The organism is Pseudoalteromonas sp. MMG005, from assembly GCF_018101015.1.
Taxonomy (GTDB): domain Bacteria; phylum Pseudomonadota; class Gammaproteobacteria; order Enterobacterales; family Alteromonadaceae; genus Pseudoalteromonas; species Pseudoalteromonas aurantia.
The window spans coordinates 82078-103561 of record NZ_JAGJEK010000013.1; the positions used below are offsets into that span (position 1 = coordinate 82078).

Consider the following 21484-nt stretch of genomic DNA (forward strand, 5'->3'; position numbering starts at 1 on the left):
TATTACATTATTAGTCCCAATTTAGGGCGCAAATTATTGCGAGTTAATAGTAAATTGCGTTAAGGTTAATCAATTTTGCTATTTAGAGATGAAAGATGACGCAACAAACAAGTGCAGCGGCACCTTCAGGGGTGATCACGCGGTTTTTGAACTCAATAGAACGAGTCGGCAATAAGTTACCTGATCCAGCGATTATATTTTTAATTGCGATGATATTAATTTGGTTTTTATCTTGGTTATTTTCAGGCACAAGCTTTGATGCGATAGACCCAAGAACAGGACAAGCGATTGTTGTAAATAATTTACTTAGTGGGGATGCATTAGCTGGCTTTTTGTCTTCTATGGTTAAAACATTCACTGGGTTTGCACCATTAGGTGTTGTACTTGTTGCGATGTTAGGGGTTGGTGTTGCTGAGCACTCGGGTTATATCAATGCGGGCTTAAAGTTGATGTTAAAAAGAACGCCTCAGGCGTTATTAACGCCATCCATTATATTAATTGCAATCGTTAGTCATACGGCTACTGATGCAGGCTATGTTTTGGTGATCCCTATCGCAGGGGTTATCTATTATGCAATGGGTCGACACCCGCTGGCTGGTATTGCAGCAGCTTTTGCTGGGGTTAGCGGTGGCTTTAGCGCAAACTTTATTCCTTCTGGTATTGATCCATTACTGCAAAGCTTTACGCAAAGCGCCGCACATATTATTGATCCAACTATGTCGATTAACCCATTAAACAATTGGTTCTTCACGTCGGCATCAAGTCTTTTTATTATTTTACTGGGTTGGTATATCACCGATAAAATTATTGAGCCGCGTCTAAAAGACACTCAGATAGACGGCGATACTGAAAACTTACCAGCCTTTGATGAAGTGACAGGAAAGGAACGTACAGCCTTTTATGTGGCATCTTCAGTGATGATTGCAGGACTTGCGCTACTCGCATATGCATCAAGTGGCGAAGAATCAGCATTACGCAGCCCTAATGGTTCATTAACTGATTTTAGTGCCCCCCTTATGCAGTCTATCGTCCCGCTGATCTTTTTACTGTTTTGGATCCCTGGTGCCATATTTGGTTTCATGGTTGGGACATTTAAAAGCTCGAAAGATATGATAGATGCAATGAGCAAAGCGATGGGCAGTATGGCCTATTATATTGTCATGGCATTTTTCTGTGCTTTGTTTATCGCTGCATTTAGTCAATCAAACTTGGGTGCATTATTGGCAATTGAAGGTGCTCAAGTATTAAAGGCAATGGCATTGCCAAGCTCAGTGACCGTGGTAGGCATTATCTTCTTAACCGCTTTTGTTAACCTTTTCGTTGGTTCAAGCTCAGCTAAATGGGCCTTGTTAGGGCCCATATTTGTGCCAATGTTAATGCAATTAGGTATTTCTCCTGATTTAACACAAGCGGCCTATCGCGTCGGTGATTCTAGTTCGAATATTATTACGCCTTTGATGCCATACTTTCCGTTAGTTGTGGTGTATTGTCAGAAGTATGTTAAAGGGACCGGAATTGGAACGCTGATTGCGATGATGTTACCGTACTCAATCGCATTTTTAATTGGTTGGAGTTTATTCTTGCTTGCATATTGGGGACTTGGTTTTCCACTTGGTTTGCAGTCAAGCTATACATACCCATAGTCGATAAACGCAATATCGCGTACACTTTACTTAAAGTGTGGCATTTAAAAAAACGCCTTAATGAGGCGTTTTTTTATGTGTGTACTCATATCAATATTCTTGACTATAAGCGTTATTTTATAAGCTGAAATCTGTACGTATTGCGTCAATTAATTTTATAGAAAAAAGCCAACCCCAATACTTCCCTTTTGGCTGTGTGTTTTTTGTGTAAAAATAGAACTTATATTTAGTGTCATGGATTCAATAGACCAGCTTTGCGTATTCAGGTCGGTGGAAGCGATAAAACAGGAAGTGCAATAGTAAATTTACTTCCTTGATTTACTTTACTGTTAACATGTATCTCTCCTTGGTGTTTTTTCACAATAGCATGTGAAATAGAGAGTCCTAAGCCGGTGCCTTGACCAACTTCTTTGGTGGTATAAAAAGGGTCAAAGATTTGGTTAATTTTAGAGGGCGCAATACCCATACCGTTGTCTTGCACTTCTATAAAAATGGTATTGTTTTTAGCGTAACTACGAATGATTATTTTGCCGTGACCATGCATACTTTGTACAGCATTAAGTAACAAATTTAAGTACACTTGATTTAGCTCACTGTTGATGCAGTAACTGTCGGGAATATCAGCGTGATACTCTGAAATGACACAATTATATTTTAATTGATTTTCAAGCATTTTTAGAGTGAGGCTAAATCCTTCGCAAACATTATTTAACTGCCAGTTACTGTCATTGGCTTGGCAGTAGGTTTTTAATGACTTTACAATGTGACTCACCCGTTCGACACCTTCCCTACAATCATTAAAGAGTTCATTGAAATCACTTTCAAGAAAGTCACATGGATAGGTTTCTGCCATTAATGTAAAGAGACGCTGATTACTAGGTGCAAGCTGTTTATTGAGATTCTGATGGAATAAATACAAGTTTTTGACTTGCGTTTGCATGAGTTGCAAGTTACTGCCAATGAAGCTAATAGGGTTATTGATCTCGTGTGCTATTCCAGCGGCTAACTGCCCCAAAGAAGCCATTTTTTCTTGACGTAGTAGATTGCCTTGTACGCGTTCAGACTCGACACGTAACTGTTGTGCTTCTAGTTCTATAAAGCGCTTTTCTACTTGATCGAGTGTTTGCTCTATAAGTCCGGTGATCCGGTTGATTGCTTGGGCATCTTTTCGTAAATAAGCACCTTTATTTATATCAAAAAGCATCAATAAGCAGACCGAGCTTTTATAGCTGAATGATGCAATGAGCGCGCTGTGATGGTGGGGCGCTGTCAGTGTTGGCAACCAGTCAGGATTGAGTAGTTGAATATCAATGATGGCTTTTGCTGGCCCCGTCAACACTGATTTTAAGAGTGGGTCGACAATAATGTTTTGCTGCATAGCTACATTGTTGCTTGTGGCTGCCACATTCAGTGTACCTGGCATGGCTGGTGTGAGTAACAGGGCTGTGTCGAAAGGCGTTTGTTTTTTAAGTGTAGAGAACACGGATTGATATATTTGCTCAACTGTAGATGCTTGTAAAGAGGCGCTCATGCCCTCTAATAACACGAGAGACTCAGCTTGTTGTGCGTGTGAAACTTCGACTGCTCGCTCTAATCTTGCTACTTTTTCAAGTAATCGTTCATTGTCTTCGATAAGTTGCTGATGTTCGCTGTTAATCATGTGTGACACCAAATACGAGAGCAGAAATCATTAAATTTCCATGTCGAGATTGGCCATCTAAAAAGCAACCTTGTTCACCAAAGGTATAGACTCCTGCGACAGGTACATTGTTAAAATCTTGGCAAATGTTCTTAGTAACTTGTTCAAATTGAGACTTGACGCTGAGCATGCAGCCAGCACAATAAATAAGCATGCACCCTGACAGAGCGGGGTTATCAAGTGTGTGCTGCGCATTATGAATCACTTGGTGTGCTCTGCGGAGCAAACTGTCGGTTGAGCCATGCATAATATGGAGAACATCGCCTTCATCTAAGCTGGAGAATAACGATAGAGTGCCATTTGAGTGGACATTTTCAGGGTGACTCAGTAAATACTCATCTTTACTAACTTCTCGGCCTATTGGATGAAAGGAAGTCAGACCTAGAATGTTACCTCCCTTAAGACTTTGCGAAATGGTACCATTTGTTAATTGATTATACCGTATTGCTGCGGGCGTATTATCGAGTGTAGCAACATTTCTACCATAAGCTTGTGTGACTTTGGTTGTGAGACCAGATGGAGCGTAACCAGAAGAGAATGAAAACGAAACGGCCACCGAAGGCGTTAGACTCGCGATGGCCATGCTACAGGGAGTTGCAGTGTGATGTGTGTAGACTTGCCATTGACCAGATACATCGTTATCTGATGCTGATCCTCCGATAATAGGGACTCGTTGCCCGATAGCTGCTTGTATTCCAGCTATGGCCTGCTCTTCATCTCCTGGCGAGAGGGTGATCCAAAGTAACTCAGGTGATTCACTGAAGGTGTTTTTGAGTAGTTGATTAGTGGCACTTTGCGCTGTGTCAAATGTAGATAAGTTATTTCGTTTACCTGGGCTGACAAAATAACAGCCAGATGGGTCACTGATGCTAATTAGTGTGAGCGTAGCAAAAGCGTGATTATAGTATTCATTGTGGCAAAAGCTTCCTTGGCATGAGCTGCTTAGAATGAATTGTGTATTCTCAAACTGCGCTGATAGCCATTGCCAAATTACTCCAGCGTTTAATTGCACATCAAAATAAACAATTAAAAATGTGGCGTTATGTGCGTGATTAAGCTGTGCCTCAATCTCATTGAGCGCATGTGGTGTATCAGTGCTATTTGAGGAGTAACAATTAAATTTAAACAAAGGCATTCCCCAGTAATTTAAACCTGTATTATTTAGCTGCTTATTTAATATAGATTAGGGGCTGTTGATCTTTGCTGTTCTATTTTTTGTTCTCTTTGAGCATGCTTTTATCGCGGCGCTTAATATGTGGCCTAGTAATCTAAGCGAATATTAAGCAACAAAGAGAAAGGGGTGCTCAAAAGAACCGGTAGGCAGCGTTTGATTGGCTTTTCTACTATGTTATCGGCTGACTCACATGGAATAACCATGCTACGCAGCCTCTGCCTTGTATAAAAGCCAATCAAACTGCTGCAAAAATGAACCTAAAAGATCAACAGCCCCTAGTCAATTAGAGTATCAATTGCCTCTTTCAGCATACTCACTTATGCAAAGATACCAGTTGTCATACAAACGTCAAATTAAGCGATATATTGTGATGGTATTAATATCGCGTAGATATTTGGTTAGTCAACTAGCCGTATAGTCAGTCATATGAAAAATAAATACTTTTTTATGGGTTTTTGGTTTGGCTATTACGGTTAACTCAACTAATTTTATAAGACACTTAAGGGATATTTTAGGTTTTTAAAGGTGAGGTAGTAGTGTGCGTATAAAAACAAAAATTGTTATGAATGTAGCGATTATCATAGCTGTTGGCGTACTTGCAACATCCATAGTACTGACAACCATTGCGGAATCGATGACGTCAAAGGCGCTGGAAGAGCAACTCAAAAACAGGTTAGTGGGATTAAGAGATGCTAAAGCTGAACAAATTGTCAGTTACATAGAAAATATAGAGCAACACATTACCACGTTAGCTAGCTCAACAATGACAGTGGATGCAACGGCAAAATTTAGTCGAGCGTTCGAACAGTATGGATTGTCAGATACTGGTACTGCATCTAATCAAATAGATAATAAGTTATCGCAATTCTATCAGCAACAATTCTTAACGACCTATACATCGCTCAATGATGGGAAAGCGATAGATGTACAACGGCTGAAAAATGCGCTGTCAGACAATGGTCGAGCTTTACAATATACTTATATTGCGAATAACTCGCATCCATTGGGCAGTAAAAGTGAGCTTATTAACCCCAACGATGGCAGTGCATATCAAGAGGCACATGTTCAATACCATACGGCGTATAAAAAAACCTTAGAGGCCTTTGGCTACTATGATATTTTTATCGCAGACGCGAATACGGGGAATGTGGTTTATTCGGTATTTAAAGAGCTAGACTTTGCTACTTCATTAAAAAGTGGGGCGTATGCTAATTCAGGTTTAGGGAAAGCTTTCCAGGCCGGAATGAACTTATCCGATGGTGAAGTGAAAGTTATTGATTTTCAGCCATACACACCATCATATGAAGCGCCAGCTGCGTTTTTTTCATCACCTATATATAAACACGGCAACATCATAGGCGTGTTGATATTACAAGCGCCCGTCGATCGAATTAATGACATTATGACGTATCAACAACAGTGGCAATCTCGAGGTTTAGGGTTGTCGGGTGAAACGTATTTGGTTGGCCAAGACCGACTTATGCGCTCTCAAAGCCGGTTTTTATTGGAAGATAAATCAGCATACTTAGCGGCATTGAATCAATCGGGTATTGCTAGTGACATTATAAAACAAATTGATACGCGGGACTCGTCTTTGGGCATTGCACCTGTAGATACAAAGGCGGTACGCTCAGCGTTGCGAGGCGAGCAAAACTTTGAACTCGTTGAGGATTATAGAGGAGTCAAAGTTGCGTCGGCATATGGCATGATACAAGTAGGTGGTGCTCAGTGGGCAATTCTAAGTGAAATAGATGAATCTGAAGGATTTGCTGCCTTGGATGATATCCACAATACGCTGGTAACTACCGTTGCTATTAGTACCTTGATAATTATTACTTTAGGCTTAACTGCTGCTTGGGTATTAGGAAGTTATTTATCTAAGCCAATATTACAACTGAACGATTTTGTAATGACGGTAGCGAATAGCCTCGACTTGTCTTTGAGAGCAGATTTGCGAACAGGAAAATCGGATAAAGATGAAATTGGCCAAGTTGAACGTTCGTTTAACTTAATGATGCAAAGTATTAACGAAGCCATGCAAGAGGTATCAGAGTCCTCGATTAATTTAAGTCGTTCAGTGACGGCATTGAGAGATAACTTTAATATTGTAACAACACAGTCAGAAGAGCAGTCAGAAATGACATTGAGGCTGTCTGCTGCAATAGAAGAGATGGCTCAGACGTCAGATTCATTAGCGCAATCAGCGAAAAGCTCCAATCATGCGACGCATGCAGCGGTGGATCAAGTTAATGTTGGAAAACGCAATGTAGAAGCAAATATGCATCACAATGAGACGTTGAAAGAAACGATCTCAACGACATCTAATAGCGTTGATAGAGTTGCAAAAGACAGTAATGATATAGGTTCTGTTTTGGAAGTGATCAGAGGCATTGCTGAACAAACCAATCTGTTGGCATTGAATGCGGCAATTGAAGCAGCTCGTGCGGGTGAACAAGGGCGGGGGTTTGCTGTGGTTGCGGATGAAGTGCGCTCTTTGGCACAAAAAACTCAAGACTCTACAAAAGAAATTCAAACTATTATTGAAACGCTGCAACATGGAACACAACAAACTGTGAGCACCATGAAAATTGCGTTAGGTAGCGTAGAAGATACCTTAGATACCACACACAAGGTGACCGGCTCGTTTGAAGAAATAAACCAAGAGGTGGCACAAATTGAAGGTTATAATTCACAAGTTGCCACTGCCACTGCGGAGCAAAGTGCAGTGGCTCGTGATATGGCACAGCAGGTCTCTTCTATAAGTGAACTCGCATCGAATAACAATCAATCAATCGATAGCGCATCAGGTTGTTGTAATGAATTGGAAGGGGAGTATATGCGTTTGAAAGAATTGGTTTCACGCTTTAAGTTGTAGCGCCCACCTGCTTAAAGCATATTTTAAGATTGAAGCGGCGATTAGCCGCTGTCATTATTGAGGCTATTGGGTTTACATCTGGTTTAGTAGGTACGCAGCCCACTTTGTATTTCATTGACGAATTCACTCAGCACTTGCTCTATAGGCTGAGGCTTTGAGTATAAATAGCCTTGAAACTCTTGCATACCTAGGCTTGCGAGTGCGTCACGTTGTATAGGTGTTTCAACGCCTTCAGCGAGTGCCGCAATCCCCATTTCAGCACATATTTTTACCATTCCACTGAGTAATGCGTGTTGGTTTCTGTCGCTATCAATTCGATCGAGTAAGCTGCGATCAAATTTAAGGCGAGTGATAGGGTATTCAATTAAGCGGGCGATATTTGAGTATCCTGTGCCGAAGTCATCGATCGCAATTTTTACGCCATGCTGACTTAACGACTTTAATTGCATTAAAGTATGTGCTCTGTCATTTGCAATACTGTATTCGGTTAATTCAAGTTCAATTGCGCTAGGACTGAGTCGGTGATCCGATAAGTGAGTTTTTATTTGAGTGGCAAAGTCGTCTTGTTCTAAGTCTTGTGCACTGACATTCACTGCAACGGGAATTGGTAGCTCAGGATAACGAGATAGAGTTTGGCATAATTTTCTTATAATATGCTGGGTCAGCATCTCAATTAAGCCAAACTCTTCGGCGATAGCAATAAATTCGCCTGCAGGTACAAAACCAAGCAATTTACAATTCCAGCGTGCTAGCGCCTCAAAACCAATAAGGCGACTGCAAGAGAAATGCTTACCTTGTAAGTATATTTCAAGTTCATCTTGTTCAAGTGCCTTTTCAAGTAAAAGTGCCATTTCGTGGCGAGCGAGTCGTTGTTTTTTGATACTAAAGTCAAAAATAGAGCATAAAGAGTTTGACTGGCGCAGCTCACATGCTTGCACTGCGTTTTTGATTAGACGTTCAGCGCTATATCCATGCTGAGGGTAGGCAGCGAGAGAAATGGCATATTTTGCATGGTATTGTAGCTCTCCAAGCTTCACCCAAAAGTCCAAATTATTCTGCCAATGTTTGGCAACTGTTAGTAATGACTCACTGTGCTGAGCAATAAAACCAATTCTACCCGAGCCTAAATAAGCAACAGAACTGCCAGCTTGAGGGTAGTGCTCAAACAGCTTATTAATATGTTTATATAGCAACTTCCTTTGTTCAGCGGTGATACCGTGTTCCAACATTTGTAAGTTTTGATTATCTGCAATGGCTATCGCAAAGGGTTCTCCTCCTTGAATGGCTGTGTCAATTTGTTCTGTTAACCATGTCGTATTTGGCAAATTGACGTGGGTATTGAAATATTTTGTTTGATGGTGTTGGGCTCCGAGCGCTTTGAATTGCTGTTGTAAGTAGAATTGTTCTGATGCGTCACTTAAATACCATGCTGATAGTGATTTCTCATGATGCTCTTGCGCGTCAATTTGTACAATAGCATTGTTGACCTTATAGAGTTTTGTCGTGTGATCAAGTGCCGCATTTAAGACATGGCTAATAGGGCAAGGTAACGGGTGATGATATAAGTTTAATAGCTGTTTAGCTTTTTGGTTTGCTTCAACTATTTGCTGTTCTTCGTTGACTAATATGATCGCAGAATAGGCTTTTTGAAAGAACTTTCGATATAAGTTCTTTTGTTTCTCTAAAAGCTTTGTGTGTTTTTGAAACTGTTTATGTAGGCGGTTTGCTGCCAAGCTTGTTCTCCACACCGCTAAAGGAATACAAATGTTGAAAAAGAAAAACACTAAGCAATGAACGTAATAATTGGCGTTATTGAGCACTTCATTTTGGGCATTGAGCACTGAGGTGCTGAGATCTTGAAAAATAAAATACAGAGGAACTAGGTTAAGAATTGCGTAGCAAGAGGCCGTTTTCTGTCCGATTAATAATAACGCAATGATGGGGGTAACGTAGGTAAAAATCGAGCCTATTTGTGCTACTTGCAATGCAGGAGTAAATAGGTTTATTGAGATTGCTGCTGCAATAATGACTAATAATAAAGCATGCGCACAGAGTTGGTAGAATTTTTGGCTTAAACATAACAGAGCGGCCAAAATGGTCGTTAAGCTCAGTGCAACTTGTAAGTTCTGAGTATTTTTTGTGTCATTTAAGGCGTGAAGATTATGGAGTAATATGACAACGCAGATACTCAACATGGTTACTAAAATGATGCGAAGAGCACTGATCCGCCAATTGACCATTTGTTGTGGTAATTGAACATTGTCATCGAGATAAAAAAAGTGTCGCAAGTTATACAAGATAATTCATTTAAATCATTTGGTTTGCAACAATAGTAACGGTAAGTTATCAGCGCTGCAATTGTTATAAGTCTATAAAATTAGCCTTTTTAATGATAGCGCTGTCATTTTTTTTGTTGTGGTTTTTATATTTTTATTACGCTTCAATGTTAATTAAGTGATCTATTGCTGGAGATACTGCCTTTGAAATAGCTTTGCCATTTCAGTGCAGGTGATCATACGAGCCAATATATCTATTGAGGGGAGTTGTCGATTAAGTGTTTCAAATTCTGAGAACAAGGCGAGCATGGGCTGACTATTTCTGCGTGTAATGAGAATGATCAATAATGCTTCATCCATATACTCCTGACTACGGATCTCATTTGTTAAATCGATGAGGTGACCTGTAAATTGTGAATGAGATAACAATTGGCTTTCGTTTACGCCAATAAATGTTAAGGGGATACAGGCTGAATCGTTTTTATATGCGCCATGTAATATAAAAGGCGTGTTGCTGGTCAAGTGTATGTAATTTGGTGAGCTTAAACTCTCATTGATCTGCTTAATGCATAATCGAGCTGTGTCGATAAAACTGTTTTGTGGTACTGATGTTATGATGCTCAAGTTAGTCACTCCTTGTTTCTTACATTGATGACATTCTTTCATAGTCAAATATGAAAAAATTAATAAACCTGAAATTTAAGAAAAAATGTACTTTTTGGGATAGTCACTGTGATGCGTTTAAAGCTATTAATATGTTGCAATATGTGCACTAGTCAGGGGGTTTATGGCATGCATTTGTAACATAAGTCATTAAATATGTTATCTTTTGTAACTCTGCTCTGTTTTTATGGTTATTTGTTTTTATTGCCGTTATTCTTTGCTCTATTAACAGGAATTTTACCGCATGCGACGACTTTATAGGTAACCATATATGAATAAAATGAAAGAATGCTCCATAGCTTCAGCACTGTTGACGTGTTTTAGTGCGTCTGCGACCATTGTTGAATTTAACACGACTCAAGGCTCTTTTCAGGTCAACTTATATGACCAAACGACACCGGAGACCGTTGGCAACTTTTTACGCTATGTAAATCAAGCGCGCTATGTCGATTCGACAGTACACCGCAGTGTACCAAACTTTGTCGTCCAAGGCGGCGGCTATAAATATGATGGTAGTATTCCACTGACTGCGATAGAAACAAATACACCCGTTGTAAATGAGCCTAAGTTGTCTAATGTTCGTGGCACCATTGCGATGGCTAAATTGCAAAACCAGCCAAATAGCGCAACCAGTCAGTGGTATATAAATTTGAAGGATAATAGTACAAGCTTAGACTCTGATAATGGGGGTTATACTGTATTTGGGGAAGTGATTGGCACTCAGGGGATGGCGATTGTTGATAAAATTTCGAACTTAAATCGATGCGGTGAGGTGCCTGTAGTGAATTATACATCGGCTCAATGTGTGGATACCGATACAAACCCAGATGGAGGTAACCTCGTATCCGTGACGAGCGTTGCTATCATTGATTCAGATCCAACAACGGCGAATGATTTGTCTCCACCAGTTAATGTTTTAGTAAATAAAGTGCCTACACCAACACCTGAACCACAACCGACAGGGTCTTCATCAAGTGGCTCGTTATTTTTTAGTATCGTGCTGATGATGGGCGTGTTAAGACGTCGGTTTGTTGGCGTACGTTAGTTCGTAGAAGTTTATAAAAGAAACTCAGTTTTAACCACTGAGTCTCTTTTATATCAGGTATTATCCAAGCATATTAAACAGTAATGCCGACACAGACAGTAAGCCGACAGCTAAAACAAAGTACGTGCCTAGTTTTCCTTTGTATTGTTGCAATGCAGGTACTTTATAGACAGCAATCGTTGGCATGATAAATAAAATCATGGCAATAATAGGTCCGGAAATAGCGCCCATCATATCGAGAATACTAGGATTAAGTACGGCACAGACCCAAATAGCGATAAACATCAGTGCGACACCCAGTTTGTCTATCGTGGCGATTGTGAGTGATGTTTGCTTACTCATTAAGCCATTAAAGCTTTCTCGTGCACCTAAAAAATGGCCTAAAAATGATGACATAATAGCAATAAAAGCCACCAGAGGGCCCAGCATCGCAATATAGGGGTTGTCATAAACATTGGCCAAGTAAGACAGCACCGAGACGTTCGCCTGTTTTGCTTGCGTCATTTGCTCGGGTGATAAAGACAATACACAAGAGAATACAAATAGCAGCACAAATACTATCAACATGATTGATGTACATTGCAGAATTTTTTCTGATTTGCTAACTGCACGTTCTTTATAATGACGGCGTTGTACATTCACAAAGCTTGAGATAGCCGCGGCATGACTAAAAGAAAACACCACAATTGGTACTGATAACCATAGGGTTTGGGTAAGACTTACCGCATCGGGTGTATTGATAACTGGGATTTGCCAATTGGGGACTAAATATAATGATAAGAATAAAAGTACTGCGACTAATGGATATACAAGTGCTGAAAAAGTGCGCATCAGTAGCTTTTCACCACCCATCATAATTGCAATCATGCCAGCAACTAATATACCGGAAAGAACCACTCTTGGTGGTGACTCTAATGCTAACTGGTTAACGATAAAGCTATCGACCGTATTGGTCAATCCGACACCATAGATAAGTAAAATAGGAAAAATTGAAAAAAAGTATAGTAGCGAAATTAACCGCCCGGCTCCCGCACCAAAATGCTCCTCAACAACATCTGTAAAGTCTGCATCAGCTTGCTTCGAAGACAGTACAAAACGGGCCAACCCTCGATGTGCTAAATACGTCATTGGGAATGCCAATATGGTCATGATCAGTAATGGCCAGAAACCACCGATCCCAATATTAATGGGTAAAAATAAAATACCAGCACCGACGGCGGTACCAAATAAGCTTAGCACCCACTGTGTATCATGCTGATTCCAGCGTCCTCTACTGTCTGAAGGTATATCGTGTGATATCGCTTCTGAGGCGTTACTCATACTTTTTATCCTATTCATTAGAATTATATTTGGGCGGCATCATATAGAAAATGAAGAGGTGATGCATGTATTTGGCGCCAGTTAAGCATTGCTATGCAGTAAACATCTATTGACGCATAAAAATTGTTCAAGCTAACCAGTAATATTTCATAATAAAAGTATGGAGTTACTTTAATATTCCACACATCTAACAATGAAGTCACTTGGTATCTACTTAGTGAGCAAATTCATCATTGTGGTGTGACCAGTCGTACAATTGTCATCTCTCATCATTATTATGCTGGTTCTTCAATTAAAGTAGTGATGTAAGGAACAATAATGGGCACGTTATCACGTCGTGATTTTATGAAAAGCGCTTTGCTTGGTATGGGGGCTACAACCGTCGCTCTATCATTGGTCGGCTGTGGCAGCAGTCATGATAAAGCCTCACTCGCGAGTAACGAAGTTGAAATTAATTTTAAACACGGGGTTGCCAGCGGGGATCCGCTAGCAGATAGTGTAATCTTGTGGACAAGAGTGACACCAGAGGGTGACCCTAATCATATAAACTTAACACTTCAAGTGTCTGAGGAAGATGAATTTACGGTTGCTGCTATGAGCCAGAGCGTGGTTGCATTGAAGAACAGTGATTATACCGTCAAAGTTGATTTAGCAGGTTTAAAAGCCAATACTCGATACTATTACCGATTTGTTACTGATGGCACGGTTTCCCCCATAGGGCAATGTAAAACGCTTCCGCAAAGTGACGTATCTCAGGTTAAGTTTGCGGTGCTGTCCTGTGCTAATTACCCAGCAGGTTATTTTCACGCATACGCACACGCGGCTACAATGAATGACCTTGATGCGGTATTACACCTAGGCGATTACATTTACGAGTACGGCATGGGTGAATATGCAACCGAACGCGCCGAAGCCTTAGGTCGAGCGCTTGATGATGATAATAGTGATGAAGTTATTACGCTTGAAGAGTATCGAAAACGCTACGCCAAATATCGAACAGACGATGGGTTGCAGGCATTGCATCAAAAAGCGCCTTTTATAGCTGTATGGGATGACCATGAAATATGTAATGATACCTACACAACAGGTGCTGAAAATCATAATGCAGGAGAGGGGGAGTTTAGTGAGAGAAAACTTGCGGCACTGCAAGCGTATTATGAATGGATGCCCGTTCGTCCATATGTAATAGACCAGACAGAGGCGCTATACAGGAAGTTCGAATTTGGTGATTTGGTGTCGCTTTATATGCTCGATACGCGCAATGAAGCTCGAGCAAAACCACTAGAGTATCAGGATTACCTAGATACAACTTCTGGAGCGATGGACTTTACAGGTTTTCAGGCTGATTTAGTTACACCTAAGCAACAATTGCTGGGCACAAAACAGCTCACCTGGTTGACAGATAGTATGAAAACGTCGAATGCTAAATGGCAAGTGTTGGGGCAACAAGTGTTGATGACTAAAATGATGATGCCTGCTGAGTTATTGACAGCCTTGGCGAATCCATCAACGTCAATGGCGGAGCAATTGTTAGCGTTAGCACAAATTAAAGGGCGCGCAAAGGAGGGGGATCCATCTCTAACGGAACAAGAGTTGACGAGAGTCAATTTTGTGGCACCTTACAATTTAGACGCCTGGGATGGTTACCCTGTTGAACGTGAAGTGGTGTTACAGACGGCAAAAGTGGCAAACAAAAACTTAGTGGTGCTTGCTGGTGATACTCATAATGCGTGGTCGGGTAGATTATGTAATGCACAAGGAGATGTGTGCGGCTATGAGTTTGCAACACCGGGTGTGAGTTCTCCAGGGTTAGAGTACTACCTTAAATTGCCAGATGAGCAAGCTAAGCAATTTGCGAACGCGCTACAACTGTTAATTGACGATTTGGACTTTGCTAATATTCATCAGCGTGGTTTTATGACCGTCACATTTACTGCTGATTCAGTGGACAGTGAATGGCACTTTGTCAGCTCGGTACATGAAAAAGCCTTTACGATACGTAACAGTAGTTTGCAACAACGTGCGGTGGGGTAGGTTGCCATACAGATTGTATAAATAATTGATAACAGTTAGAGAGTAAATATCAACTTTGAATTTATTAAGCCACCTGCGCCACGCAACAGGGTGCTACTGACGGCACAGGTGGTTAACTTGCATTTTATTCAGCATATTGGCTAATTTTCTTAATCAGGAATAGGCGAAGCCAAATTAGAGCTGTCGGCTAAAAACTGTGCTTGGGCATGGGCATCGAGTTGTTGCTCGACTTTTTTCGACTGCGCTTTTTCTACATCAATAATAATAATGACTTCACCTGAGTCGAGTCGCTCATTAATGACTGATTTAAAGTATCCATCGAATGATCCACCCGTAATGAGCAATATAAAGTTTATCACTACATAAGCACATATCGCGGCAAATATGGCCCAAAGTAATTGACTATTAAGCGTGTTCGTTGACAGCGCAATGATTGCAACGATGATGGCTGATATCCCGAAAGACGTTATTTTTGCACGTTTTTTAGCGGCAATAATATCCGTTTTATCAATGTTAGATGAGCCGTGCAAATGATGAGATTTGATGCCACTATCGTCGCGACTGAGCACATAAAAGTGATGATCGTCTATGCCTAACTTATGTACCTCATCGGAAATAGACTCTGCATCATCTAGGTTGTTGGTCGCATAAAACAGTCTTTTCATTGTGCCCCCCAATAAATACTTGATTGATATGACCTTAAATTAGTGTAGTTGCCATACGTCAAAAGATAAAAAAAATCTTTGATCTACATCAAGTAAGGGGTTGAGTTTCTGTCTAACAACATTTAAGATCGCAACGAAAATGCAAATGGTAATTATTATCATGTTAATTTAATATTCTAGTTCGATATTTATGCTTTGAATAAGAAGCGCAAATATTCGTTTAGAATGGAAATCAGATAGGTTTCGTATGCTTAAAAAGTTGTTGCTGAGCTTCGTTATTATTATGCTCATGCTGTCTCTGAGTGGTTGTGAACTGGCACTGTTTGACCCGAAAGGACCGATTGGTGAACAGGCAAAAGACCTTATTTTAATCTCTACTGGCTTGCTCTTAATCGTCATTATTCCTGTTTTGTTTATGTCGATATATTTTCCTTACAAATTTAGAAAGGGTAATACCAAGGCTGAATATAAGCCTCATTGGGAACATTCAACCAAAATCGAAGTCATTGTTTGGTTAGTTCCTTGCTTAATTGTTGCCGCATTGGCGTATGTGACGTATGTCACGTCACACTCACTTGATCCAAGGAAACCTCTGGGGAAAGATGAAGATACGCTCACTATTCAGGTTGTGGCATTAGATTGGAAATGGCTATTTATTTATCCTGAGCAACAAATTGCTACGGTGAATGAAATTGCTATTCCGGTCAATAAACCCATCGAATTTTTGATCACCTCAGATACGGTGATGAATTCATTCTTTATACCTCGTTTGGGAAGTCAAATTTATGCCATGGCAGGTATGGAAAACCGTTTGAACCTGATGGCATCGGAAGAAGGGGTGTTTAGAGGTTTATCGGCAAACTACAGTGGGTTTGGTTTTTCGGGTATGAAGTTTAAAACGCATTCTGTATCAGATGAAGCATTTGAGCAGTGGGTTGATAAAGTTAAAACCTCTCCGAAAGTACTGGATGAAACGACTTATCAAGCATTGACCGTAAAGTCTAAAGACAATGAGGTCGAACATTTCGCCGATGTTGATCCATTGCATTTCAAGAAAACCATAGAAAAATATACTGGGGTACAAAATGGGCAGTAAAGCCACCATTATTACAGATCCAGATCCGCTTACGGGTAAGTTGACATGGGATTCTATTCCAGTCCATGACCCGGTTATTTTGCCGGTAATGATTGCCGTTGCGTTGGGTGGTATCTTCTTATTCGCATTAATAACCAAAATGGGTAAATGGCGTTACCTATGGGACGAATGGATCACGTCAGTTGACCATAAAAAAATAGGCATAATGTATATTATTGCCGCGATCATCATGTTAGTACGTGGTTTTGCAGATGCACTGATGATGCGAGCGCAGCAAGCTCTTGCCACCGCCGACAGTGTTGGCGCGGGCTATTTACCTCCTGAACATTACGACCAAATATTTACCGCGCATGGCGTGATCATGATCTTCTTCGTCGCCATGCCATTGGTCGTGGGGTTAATGAACATTGTGGTGCCACTACAAATTGGCGCAAGAGATGTGGCATTTCCTTTCTTAAACTCATTGAGTTTTTGGCTATTTGTGGTCGGTGCAGTATTAGTTAACGTGTCGCTGTTTGTAGGTGAATTCGCCGCAACCGGTTGGTTGGCATATCCTCCCTTATCTGGGTTGGAGTACAGTCCCTGGGTCGGGGTTGATTATTGGCTCTGGGCGTTACAGATCTCAGGGATAGGGACCTTGCTTACGGGTGTTAACTTTTTCGTAACGATTCTTAGAATGCGTGCGCCTGGCATGAAGTTAATGCAAATGCCTGTATTCACGTGGACTTCGTTGTGTGCGAACGTATTGATCATTATCTCGTTCCCTATTTTAACGGTGACCATTACCTTACTGACCCTTGATAGATATATTGGCACGAACTTCTTTACCAATGATCTTGGTGGTAACCAGATGATGTATGTGAACCTCATTTGGGCATGGGGTCACCCAGAAGTTTATATCTTAATTTTACCTGCTTTTGGTATTTTCTCTGAAATAACGGCGACCTTCTCTCGCAAACGCTTATTTGGTTATACGTCACTGGTGTGGGCGACGGCGGTGATCATGGTGCTGTCTATGGTCGTTTGGTTACACCACTTCTTTACTATGGGGGCTGGGGCGAGTGTGAATGCCTTCTTCGGCATTGCCACCATGATCATATCCGTCCCCACCGGGGTGAAGATATTTAATTGGCTATTTACTATGTATAAAGGTCGCGTCGAATTTTCAGCGGCAATGTGGTGGACATGTAGCTTCTTATTTACCTTTACAATCGGTGGGATGACAGGGGTCATGTTGGCGGTGCCAGCAGCCGACTTTGTATTACACAACAGTTTGTTCCTTATCGCTCACTTTCATAATGTGATCATTGGCGGCGCCGTATTTGGCTATTTTGCGGGTATGACTTATTGGTTCCCGAAAGCAACAGGTTTTATGCTCGATGAAAAGCTTGGAAAAATAGCCTGTGCGTTGTGGACTATCGGCTTCTTCGCAGCCTTTATGCCACTGTATATTTTGGGCTTTAACGGTATGACACGTCGTCTGAACTATTACGATAACCCAGAGTGGACACCGTTATTGTGGATTGCTGCTGGTGGTGCATTGATTGTGTTGGCTGGGATTATGACGCAGTTCTATCAAATTTTTGTCAGTATTCGTGACCGCCATAAAAACAAAGATGTGACGGGCGATCCTTGGAATGCACGGACGCTTGAATGGGCAACATCTTCACCTCCGCCATTTTACAACTTTGCAGAGCTGCCGAAAATTCACGACAGAGATGAACATTATTATAAGAAAGAGCACGGATTAGCATACCAAGCACCGGATAAATATAAAAAGATCCATATGCCTAAAAACACTTGGGCAGGTGTGGTGATCAGTGCTTTCTCATTAATGATGGGTTTTGCATTTATTTGGCATATTTGGTGGATGGCTGCGTTTGGTTTCCTTGGCATGATTGCATCTTGGATCATGTACTCATTTGAACGTAATAAAGACTATTACGTGCCAGTTGAGCAGGTAGAAGAAATTGAAGCAAAACATCTAGATGCTGTTAGGCAGCACGCTCAAACTAACAGCTAAAAGAGGATTAGAGTTAACTATGTCTCAAAGTCACGCAACTGGTCATGATGAAATAGATCATCATGACCACGATCATCATGACTCAGGTGGTGATACGGTATTTGGTTTTTGGATTTACATCATGAGCGACTGCATTTTGTTTGCAACCTTGTTTGCTACGTATGCGGTACTCAGTGGTGGGTATGCGGGAGGATTAACCCCAAAAGATTTGTTTGATTTGAACTTTGTCGCTGTAGAAACAGCGCTGTTGTTGTTTAGTAGCTTTACCTTTGGTATGGCAATGCTTTATGCCAATAAACGGCATATGAAGGGCATGATCTCATGGTTGGTGTTCACATTGGCACTGGGGTTAGGCTTTCTCGGGATGGAACTTTATGAGTTTTATCATTTTAGTAGCGAAGGCGCGACGCCACAAAGCAGTGCGTATTGGTCTGCGTTTTATGCCTTAGTTGCCACGCACGGGTTACACGTACTCGGCGGCTGTATTTGGATGTTGGTGTTGTTTGCACATTTTAAAAGAGACGGCTTTACCGAAGATAACTTAGTACGTTTGTCTTGTTTAAGTTTGTTCTGGCATTTCCTTGATATTATTTGGATTTGTGTGTTTAGCGTAGTGTATTTATTAGGAGTGATGTAATGAGCACAGCAACTGCAACTGATCACAGTCATGGCGGCGCCGCGCATGGGAGCGTTAAAGAATATGTAATTGGTTTAATGCTTTCAATTGTATTAACGGCCATACCTTTTAGCGTACTGATGTATGACTTACTGACCCCAGTGTTGACATTAACGGTGATTTTAGTCTGTGCAATCGCACAAATATTTGTGCAATTGATTTTCTTTTTGCATATGAATTCATCATCAGAACAAATTTGGAACACCACTTCAGCGGTGTTTGTGGTACTTATTGTTGCGATTGTGGTTATTGGGTCTATTTGGATCATGGAACATTTGAATCACAATATGCTGATGGGCCACTAGCATGTTCAAAGAGTTTTTAGTGCTAACTAAACCTGGGATCATCATGGGCAATTTAATTGCCACTGTCGCAGGTTATTTTCTTGCTGCACAAGGTGATTTTCAATTCGTGGCCTTTTTGGCTGTGTGTATTGGTACCTCTGCCGTAATCGCGTCGGGTTGTGTATTTAACAATGTGATAGATCAAGACATTGATAAGCTCATGCAGCGCACGCAGAACCGAGCTTTGGTAAAAAAGGTCATTACGTCTAATGGCGCTTTGCTATATGCCACGTTACTGGGTGTGATTGGGTTTGGTACTTTAGGGTACTTTACTACGGGGATGGCAGTGCTATTTGCTGTGATCGGTTTTTCCGTTTATGTTGGGCTGTATAGCCTGCATTATAAACGCAAATCGGTATACGGTACTTTAATTGGTAGTATTTCAGGCGCATGCCCACCGGTTATTGGTTACTGCGCGGTGACAGCACAGTTTGATGTGGGGGCGTTGGTTATTTTACTGACATTTTGTTTATGGCAAATTCCACATTCGTATGCCATTGCTATTTACCGTTTTGAAGATTATAAAGCGGCCAATATACCGGTATTACCATTGGTTAACGGTATTGAGTCAGCGCGTAAGCACATGGTGGCTTATATTGTCGCGTTTACGTTGATGGCATTGGCATTGTTTGTGTTTAATTATGTGGGGACGTTATACGCTGTTTCAACGTTACTGATTGGTGTGGTGTGGTTAGCCATTACCATTGTTGACTTTGGTCGTTATGAACAACACATATGGGCAAAGCGTGTATTTGTGGTGTCAATATTGGCTATCACATCATTGAGTGTGTTTATGTCGCTGGACTTTGTCAGTCTTGCACCACAAACATTGCTCACGGTGAGGTAATACATATGCAAGGGAATAATTTACGGAGATTATTTTTACTCAGTTGCGTACTGGGGGTTATTGGCTTAGTGATTTTCTATTTAGCAACAACCAGTAAAGACTTTAATCAACCGAAAAAGACCTTTGCAGAGCTCGGCGGGGACTTCACCTTACAAAGTAGTGAAGGCCCCGTATCATTGTATGATTTTAAAGGGCAAGTTGTGGTGATGTACTTTGGCTATTTATCGTGTGCTGAAGTGTGTCCTAATTCACTTGCTGTTTTAACCGGCGCAATGATGCGGCTCGAAAAGAGTCACCCAAACGCCATTCAAGGGTTATTCGTGACGGTTGACCCAACGCGTGATACGCCTGCTGAATTAAAAGAATATACAGCCTATTTTCATGACGATATTTTGGGGCTTACTGGTACGGTAGAGCAAGTTAAATCGGTCAGTGGTCAGTATGGTGTGTTTTACGATAATAATAATTTAAGTGACTCATTTATGGAGTATTCCGTGTCTCATGCATCACGGTTTTATATTGTAGACAAATCCAGCAAGTTGATCACGGCCATGAGTCATACCACGACCCCGAATGAATTAGCGGCGCAAATTAGAGAGTTATTATGAACCGTTTGATTTTATTGGTTAGTATGCTGACAAGTAGCATGATAAGTGTGCAAAGCTTTGCAAAAACCTCTATGAAAAAAGTATTAGCGGCTAAAACTAATCCGGTGTGTGCTGCGCAGCTGATAGAGCTTGCGACAAACACCATTGGGCTAAATAAACATCGGTTACTTGAATTAAACAGTCAGAGCAAACAACTGCACAGCAGCTTTGTTTCTGGGGTGATCGAATACAAAGACAGACAGAGCCATGTGGTTTATGCGGCCACTAAAGATATTCAAGGCCAGTGCTCGGTGACATTTCAAGAAACGTTTACCGTAAAGTCTCCGTGTATTTTGGTGCGCGAGGAAGTATTTAAAAAATGGCAATATCAAGGCAAGTTAAACAGTAATACGATGGTGTTTAAAAACCAAAGAGATACCAGTATGAGTGGTATGTTGAGTGATGCTTCAGACGGGTCATATTGTTTAGTAAGTCGCCATAAAAACGGGGCCTAGCG

Annotated in this window: 17 protein-coding genes; 11 read left to right on the forward strand and 6 right to left on the reverse strand. The window is 41.1% G+C overall.

Annotated features, from left to right (window positions below; translation table 11 throughout):
- The first annotated feature begins 95 nt into the window (after window positions 1-95).
- Window positions 96-1643 carry an AbgT family transporter gene (locus J8M01_RS11645; RefSeq protein ID WP_192508038.1) on the forward strand — a complete coding sequence of 516 codons (1548 nt, stop codon included), beginning with the start codon at window positions 96-98 and terminating at the stop codon, window positions 1641-1643.
- Window positions 1644-1905: 262 nt separating this feature from the next.
- Here the strand turns inward: J8M01_RS11645 and J8M01_RS11650 are convergent, their stop codons facing one another.
- Together J8M01_RS11650 and J8M01_RS11655 are read right to left on the reverse strand one after the other, a co-directional pair.
- Window positions 1906-3303, reverse strand: coding sequence for an ATP-binding protein (locus tag J8M01_RS11650; protein ID WP_211058096.1), 1398 nt, complete (start codon window positions 3301-3303; stop codon window positions 1906-1908).
- Window positions 3296-4471, reverse strand: coding sequence for an FIST C-terminal domain-containing protein (locus J8M01_RS11655; protein WP_211058097.1), 1176 nt, complete (start codon window positions 4469-4471; stop codon window positions 3296-3298). Before J8M01_RS11655 ends, J8M01_RS11650 begins: the two co-directional genes overlap by 8 nt.
- A gap of 583 nt (window positions 4472-5054) precedes the next feature.
- Here J8M01_RS11655 and J8M01_RS24360 point away from each other — a divergent pair.
- Window positions 5055-7391 carry a methyl-accepting chemotaxis protein gene (locus J8M01_RS24360; protein WP_211058098.1) on the forward strand — a complete coding sequence of 779 codons (2337 nt, stop codon included), beginning with the start codon at window positions 5055-5057 and terminating at the stop codon, window positions 7389-7391.
- An 83-nt stretch (window positions 7392-7474) separates the two neighbouring features.
- Here J8M01_RS24360 and J8M01_RS11665 read toward each other — a convergent pair whose 3' ends face one another.
- Both J8M01_RS11665 and J8M01_RS11670 read right to left on the reverse strand, forming a co-directional pair.
- Window positions 7475-9688 carry an EAL domain-containing protein gene (locus J8M01_RS11665; RefSeq protein ID WP_211058099.1) on the reverse strand — a complete coding sequence of 738 codons (2214 nt, stop codon included), beginning with the start codon at window positions 9686-9688 and terminating at the stop codon, window positions 7475-7477.
- A 162-nt stretch (window positions 9689-9850) separates the two neighbouring features.
- Complete coding sequence (locus tag J8M01_RS11670; protein ID WP_192508033.1) at window positions 9851-10291, reverse strand: hypothetical protein; 441 nt, start codon at window positions 10289-10291, stop codon at window positions 9851-9853.
- A gap of 310 nt (window positions 10292-10601) precedes the next feature.
- On the opposite strand from J8M01_RS11670, the gene J8M01_RS11675 reads away from it, so the two are divergent.
- Window positions 10602-11375 carry a peptidylprolyl isomerase gene (locus J8M01_RS11675; protein ID WP_211058100.1) on the forward strand — a complete coding sequence of 258 codons (774 nt, stop codon included), beginning with the start codon at window positions 10602-10604 and terminating at the stop codon, window positions 11373-11375.
- Window positions 11376-11435: 60 nt separating this feature from the next.
- On the opposite strand, the gene J8M01_RS11680 is transcribed toward J8M01_RS11675, so the two are convergent.
- Entirely contained in the window at window positions 11436-12695 is a 1260-nt protein-coding gene (locus tag J8M01_RS11680; RefSeq protein WP_211058101.1) for an aromatic amino acid transport family protein, read from the reverse strand.
- Window positions 12696-13013: 318 nt separating this feature from the next.
- Here J8M01_RS11680 and J8M01_RS11685 point away from each other — a divergent pair, with 318 nt between their 5' ends.
- The gene (locus J8M01_RS11685) at window positions 13014-14729 is read left to right on the forward strand and encodes an alkaline phosphatase D family protein (protein ID WP_210996716.1); all 1716 of its coding nucleotides are present in this window, start codon (window positions 13014-13016) and stop codon (window positions 14727-14729) included.
- Between the two features lie 149 nt (window positions 14730-14878).
- On the opposite strand, the gene J8M01_RS11690 is transcribed toward J8M01_RS11685, so the two are convergent.
- On the reverse strand, window positions 14879-15394 hold the full coding sequence (locus J8M01_RS11690) for a hypothetical protein (RefSeq protein ID WP_211058102.1): 516 nt from the start codon (window positions 15392-15394) through the stop codon (window positions 14879-14881).
- A gap of 247 nt (window positions 15395-15641) precedes the next feature.
- Here J8M01_RS11690 and cyoA point away from each other — a divergent pair, with 247 nt between their 5' ends.
- From cyoA to J8M01_RS11725, 7 genes are read left to right on the forward strand one after another with little or no spacing between them, the layout of a single operon-like run.
- Complete coding sequence (gene cyoA / locus J8M01_RS11695) at window positions 15642-16490, forward strand: ubiquinol oxidase subunit II (protein ID WP_210996714.1); 849 nt, start codon at window positions 15642-15644, stop codon at window positions 16488-16490.
- Entirely contained in the window at window positions 16480-18513 is a 2034-nt protein-coding gene (gene cyoB / locus J8M01_RS11700; RefSeq protein ID WP_210996713.1) for a cytochrome o ubiquinol oxidase subunit I, read from the forward strand. The genes cyoA and cyoB overlap by 11 nt, the downstream gene beginning before the upstream one ends.
- Before the next feature lie 19 nt (window positions 18514-18532).
- Window positions 18533-19150, forward strand: a complete 618-nt coding sequence (gene cyoC, locus J8M01_RS11705; protein ID WP_192508026.1) for a cytochrome o ubiquinol oxidase subunit III — start codon at window positions 18533-18535, stop codon at window positions 19148-19150.
- Entirely contained in the window at window positions 19150-19494 is a 345-nt protein-coding gene (cyoD, locus tag J8M01_RS11710; RefSeq protein WP_010366908.1) for a cytochrome o ubiquinol oxidase subunit IV, read from the forward strand. Before cyoC ends, cyoD begins: the two co-directional genes overlap by 1 nt.
- 1 nt (window position 19495) lies before the next feature.
- Window positions 19496-20380: a heme o synthase gene (gene cyoE, locus J8M01_RS11715; RefSeq protein ID WP_211058103.1), complete on the forward strand. Its 885-nt coding sequence runs from the start codon at window positions 19496-19498 to the stop codon at window positions 20378-20380.
- Between the two features lie 5 nt (window positions 20381-20385).
- On the forward strand, window positions 20386-20988 hold the full coding sequence (locus tag J8M01_RS11720) for an SCO family protein (protein WP_211058104.1): 603 nt from the start codon (window positions 20386-20388) through the stop codon (window positions 20986-20988).
- A complete protein-coding gene (locus J8M01_RS11725; RefSeq protein WP_211058105.1) occupies window positions 20985-21482 on the forward strand; it encodes a hypothetical protein in 498 nt (165 codons plus the stop codon). Before J8M01_RS11720 ends, J8M01_RS11725 begins: the two co-directional genes overlap by 4 nt.
- Window positions 21483-21484 lie beyond the last annotated feature (2 nt).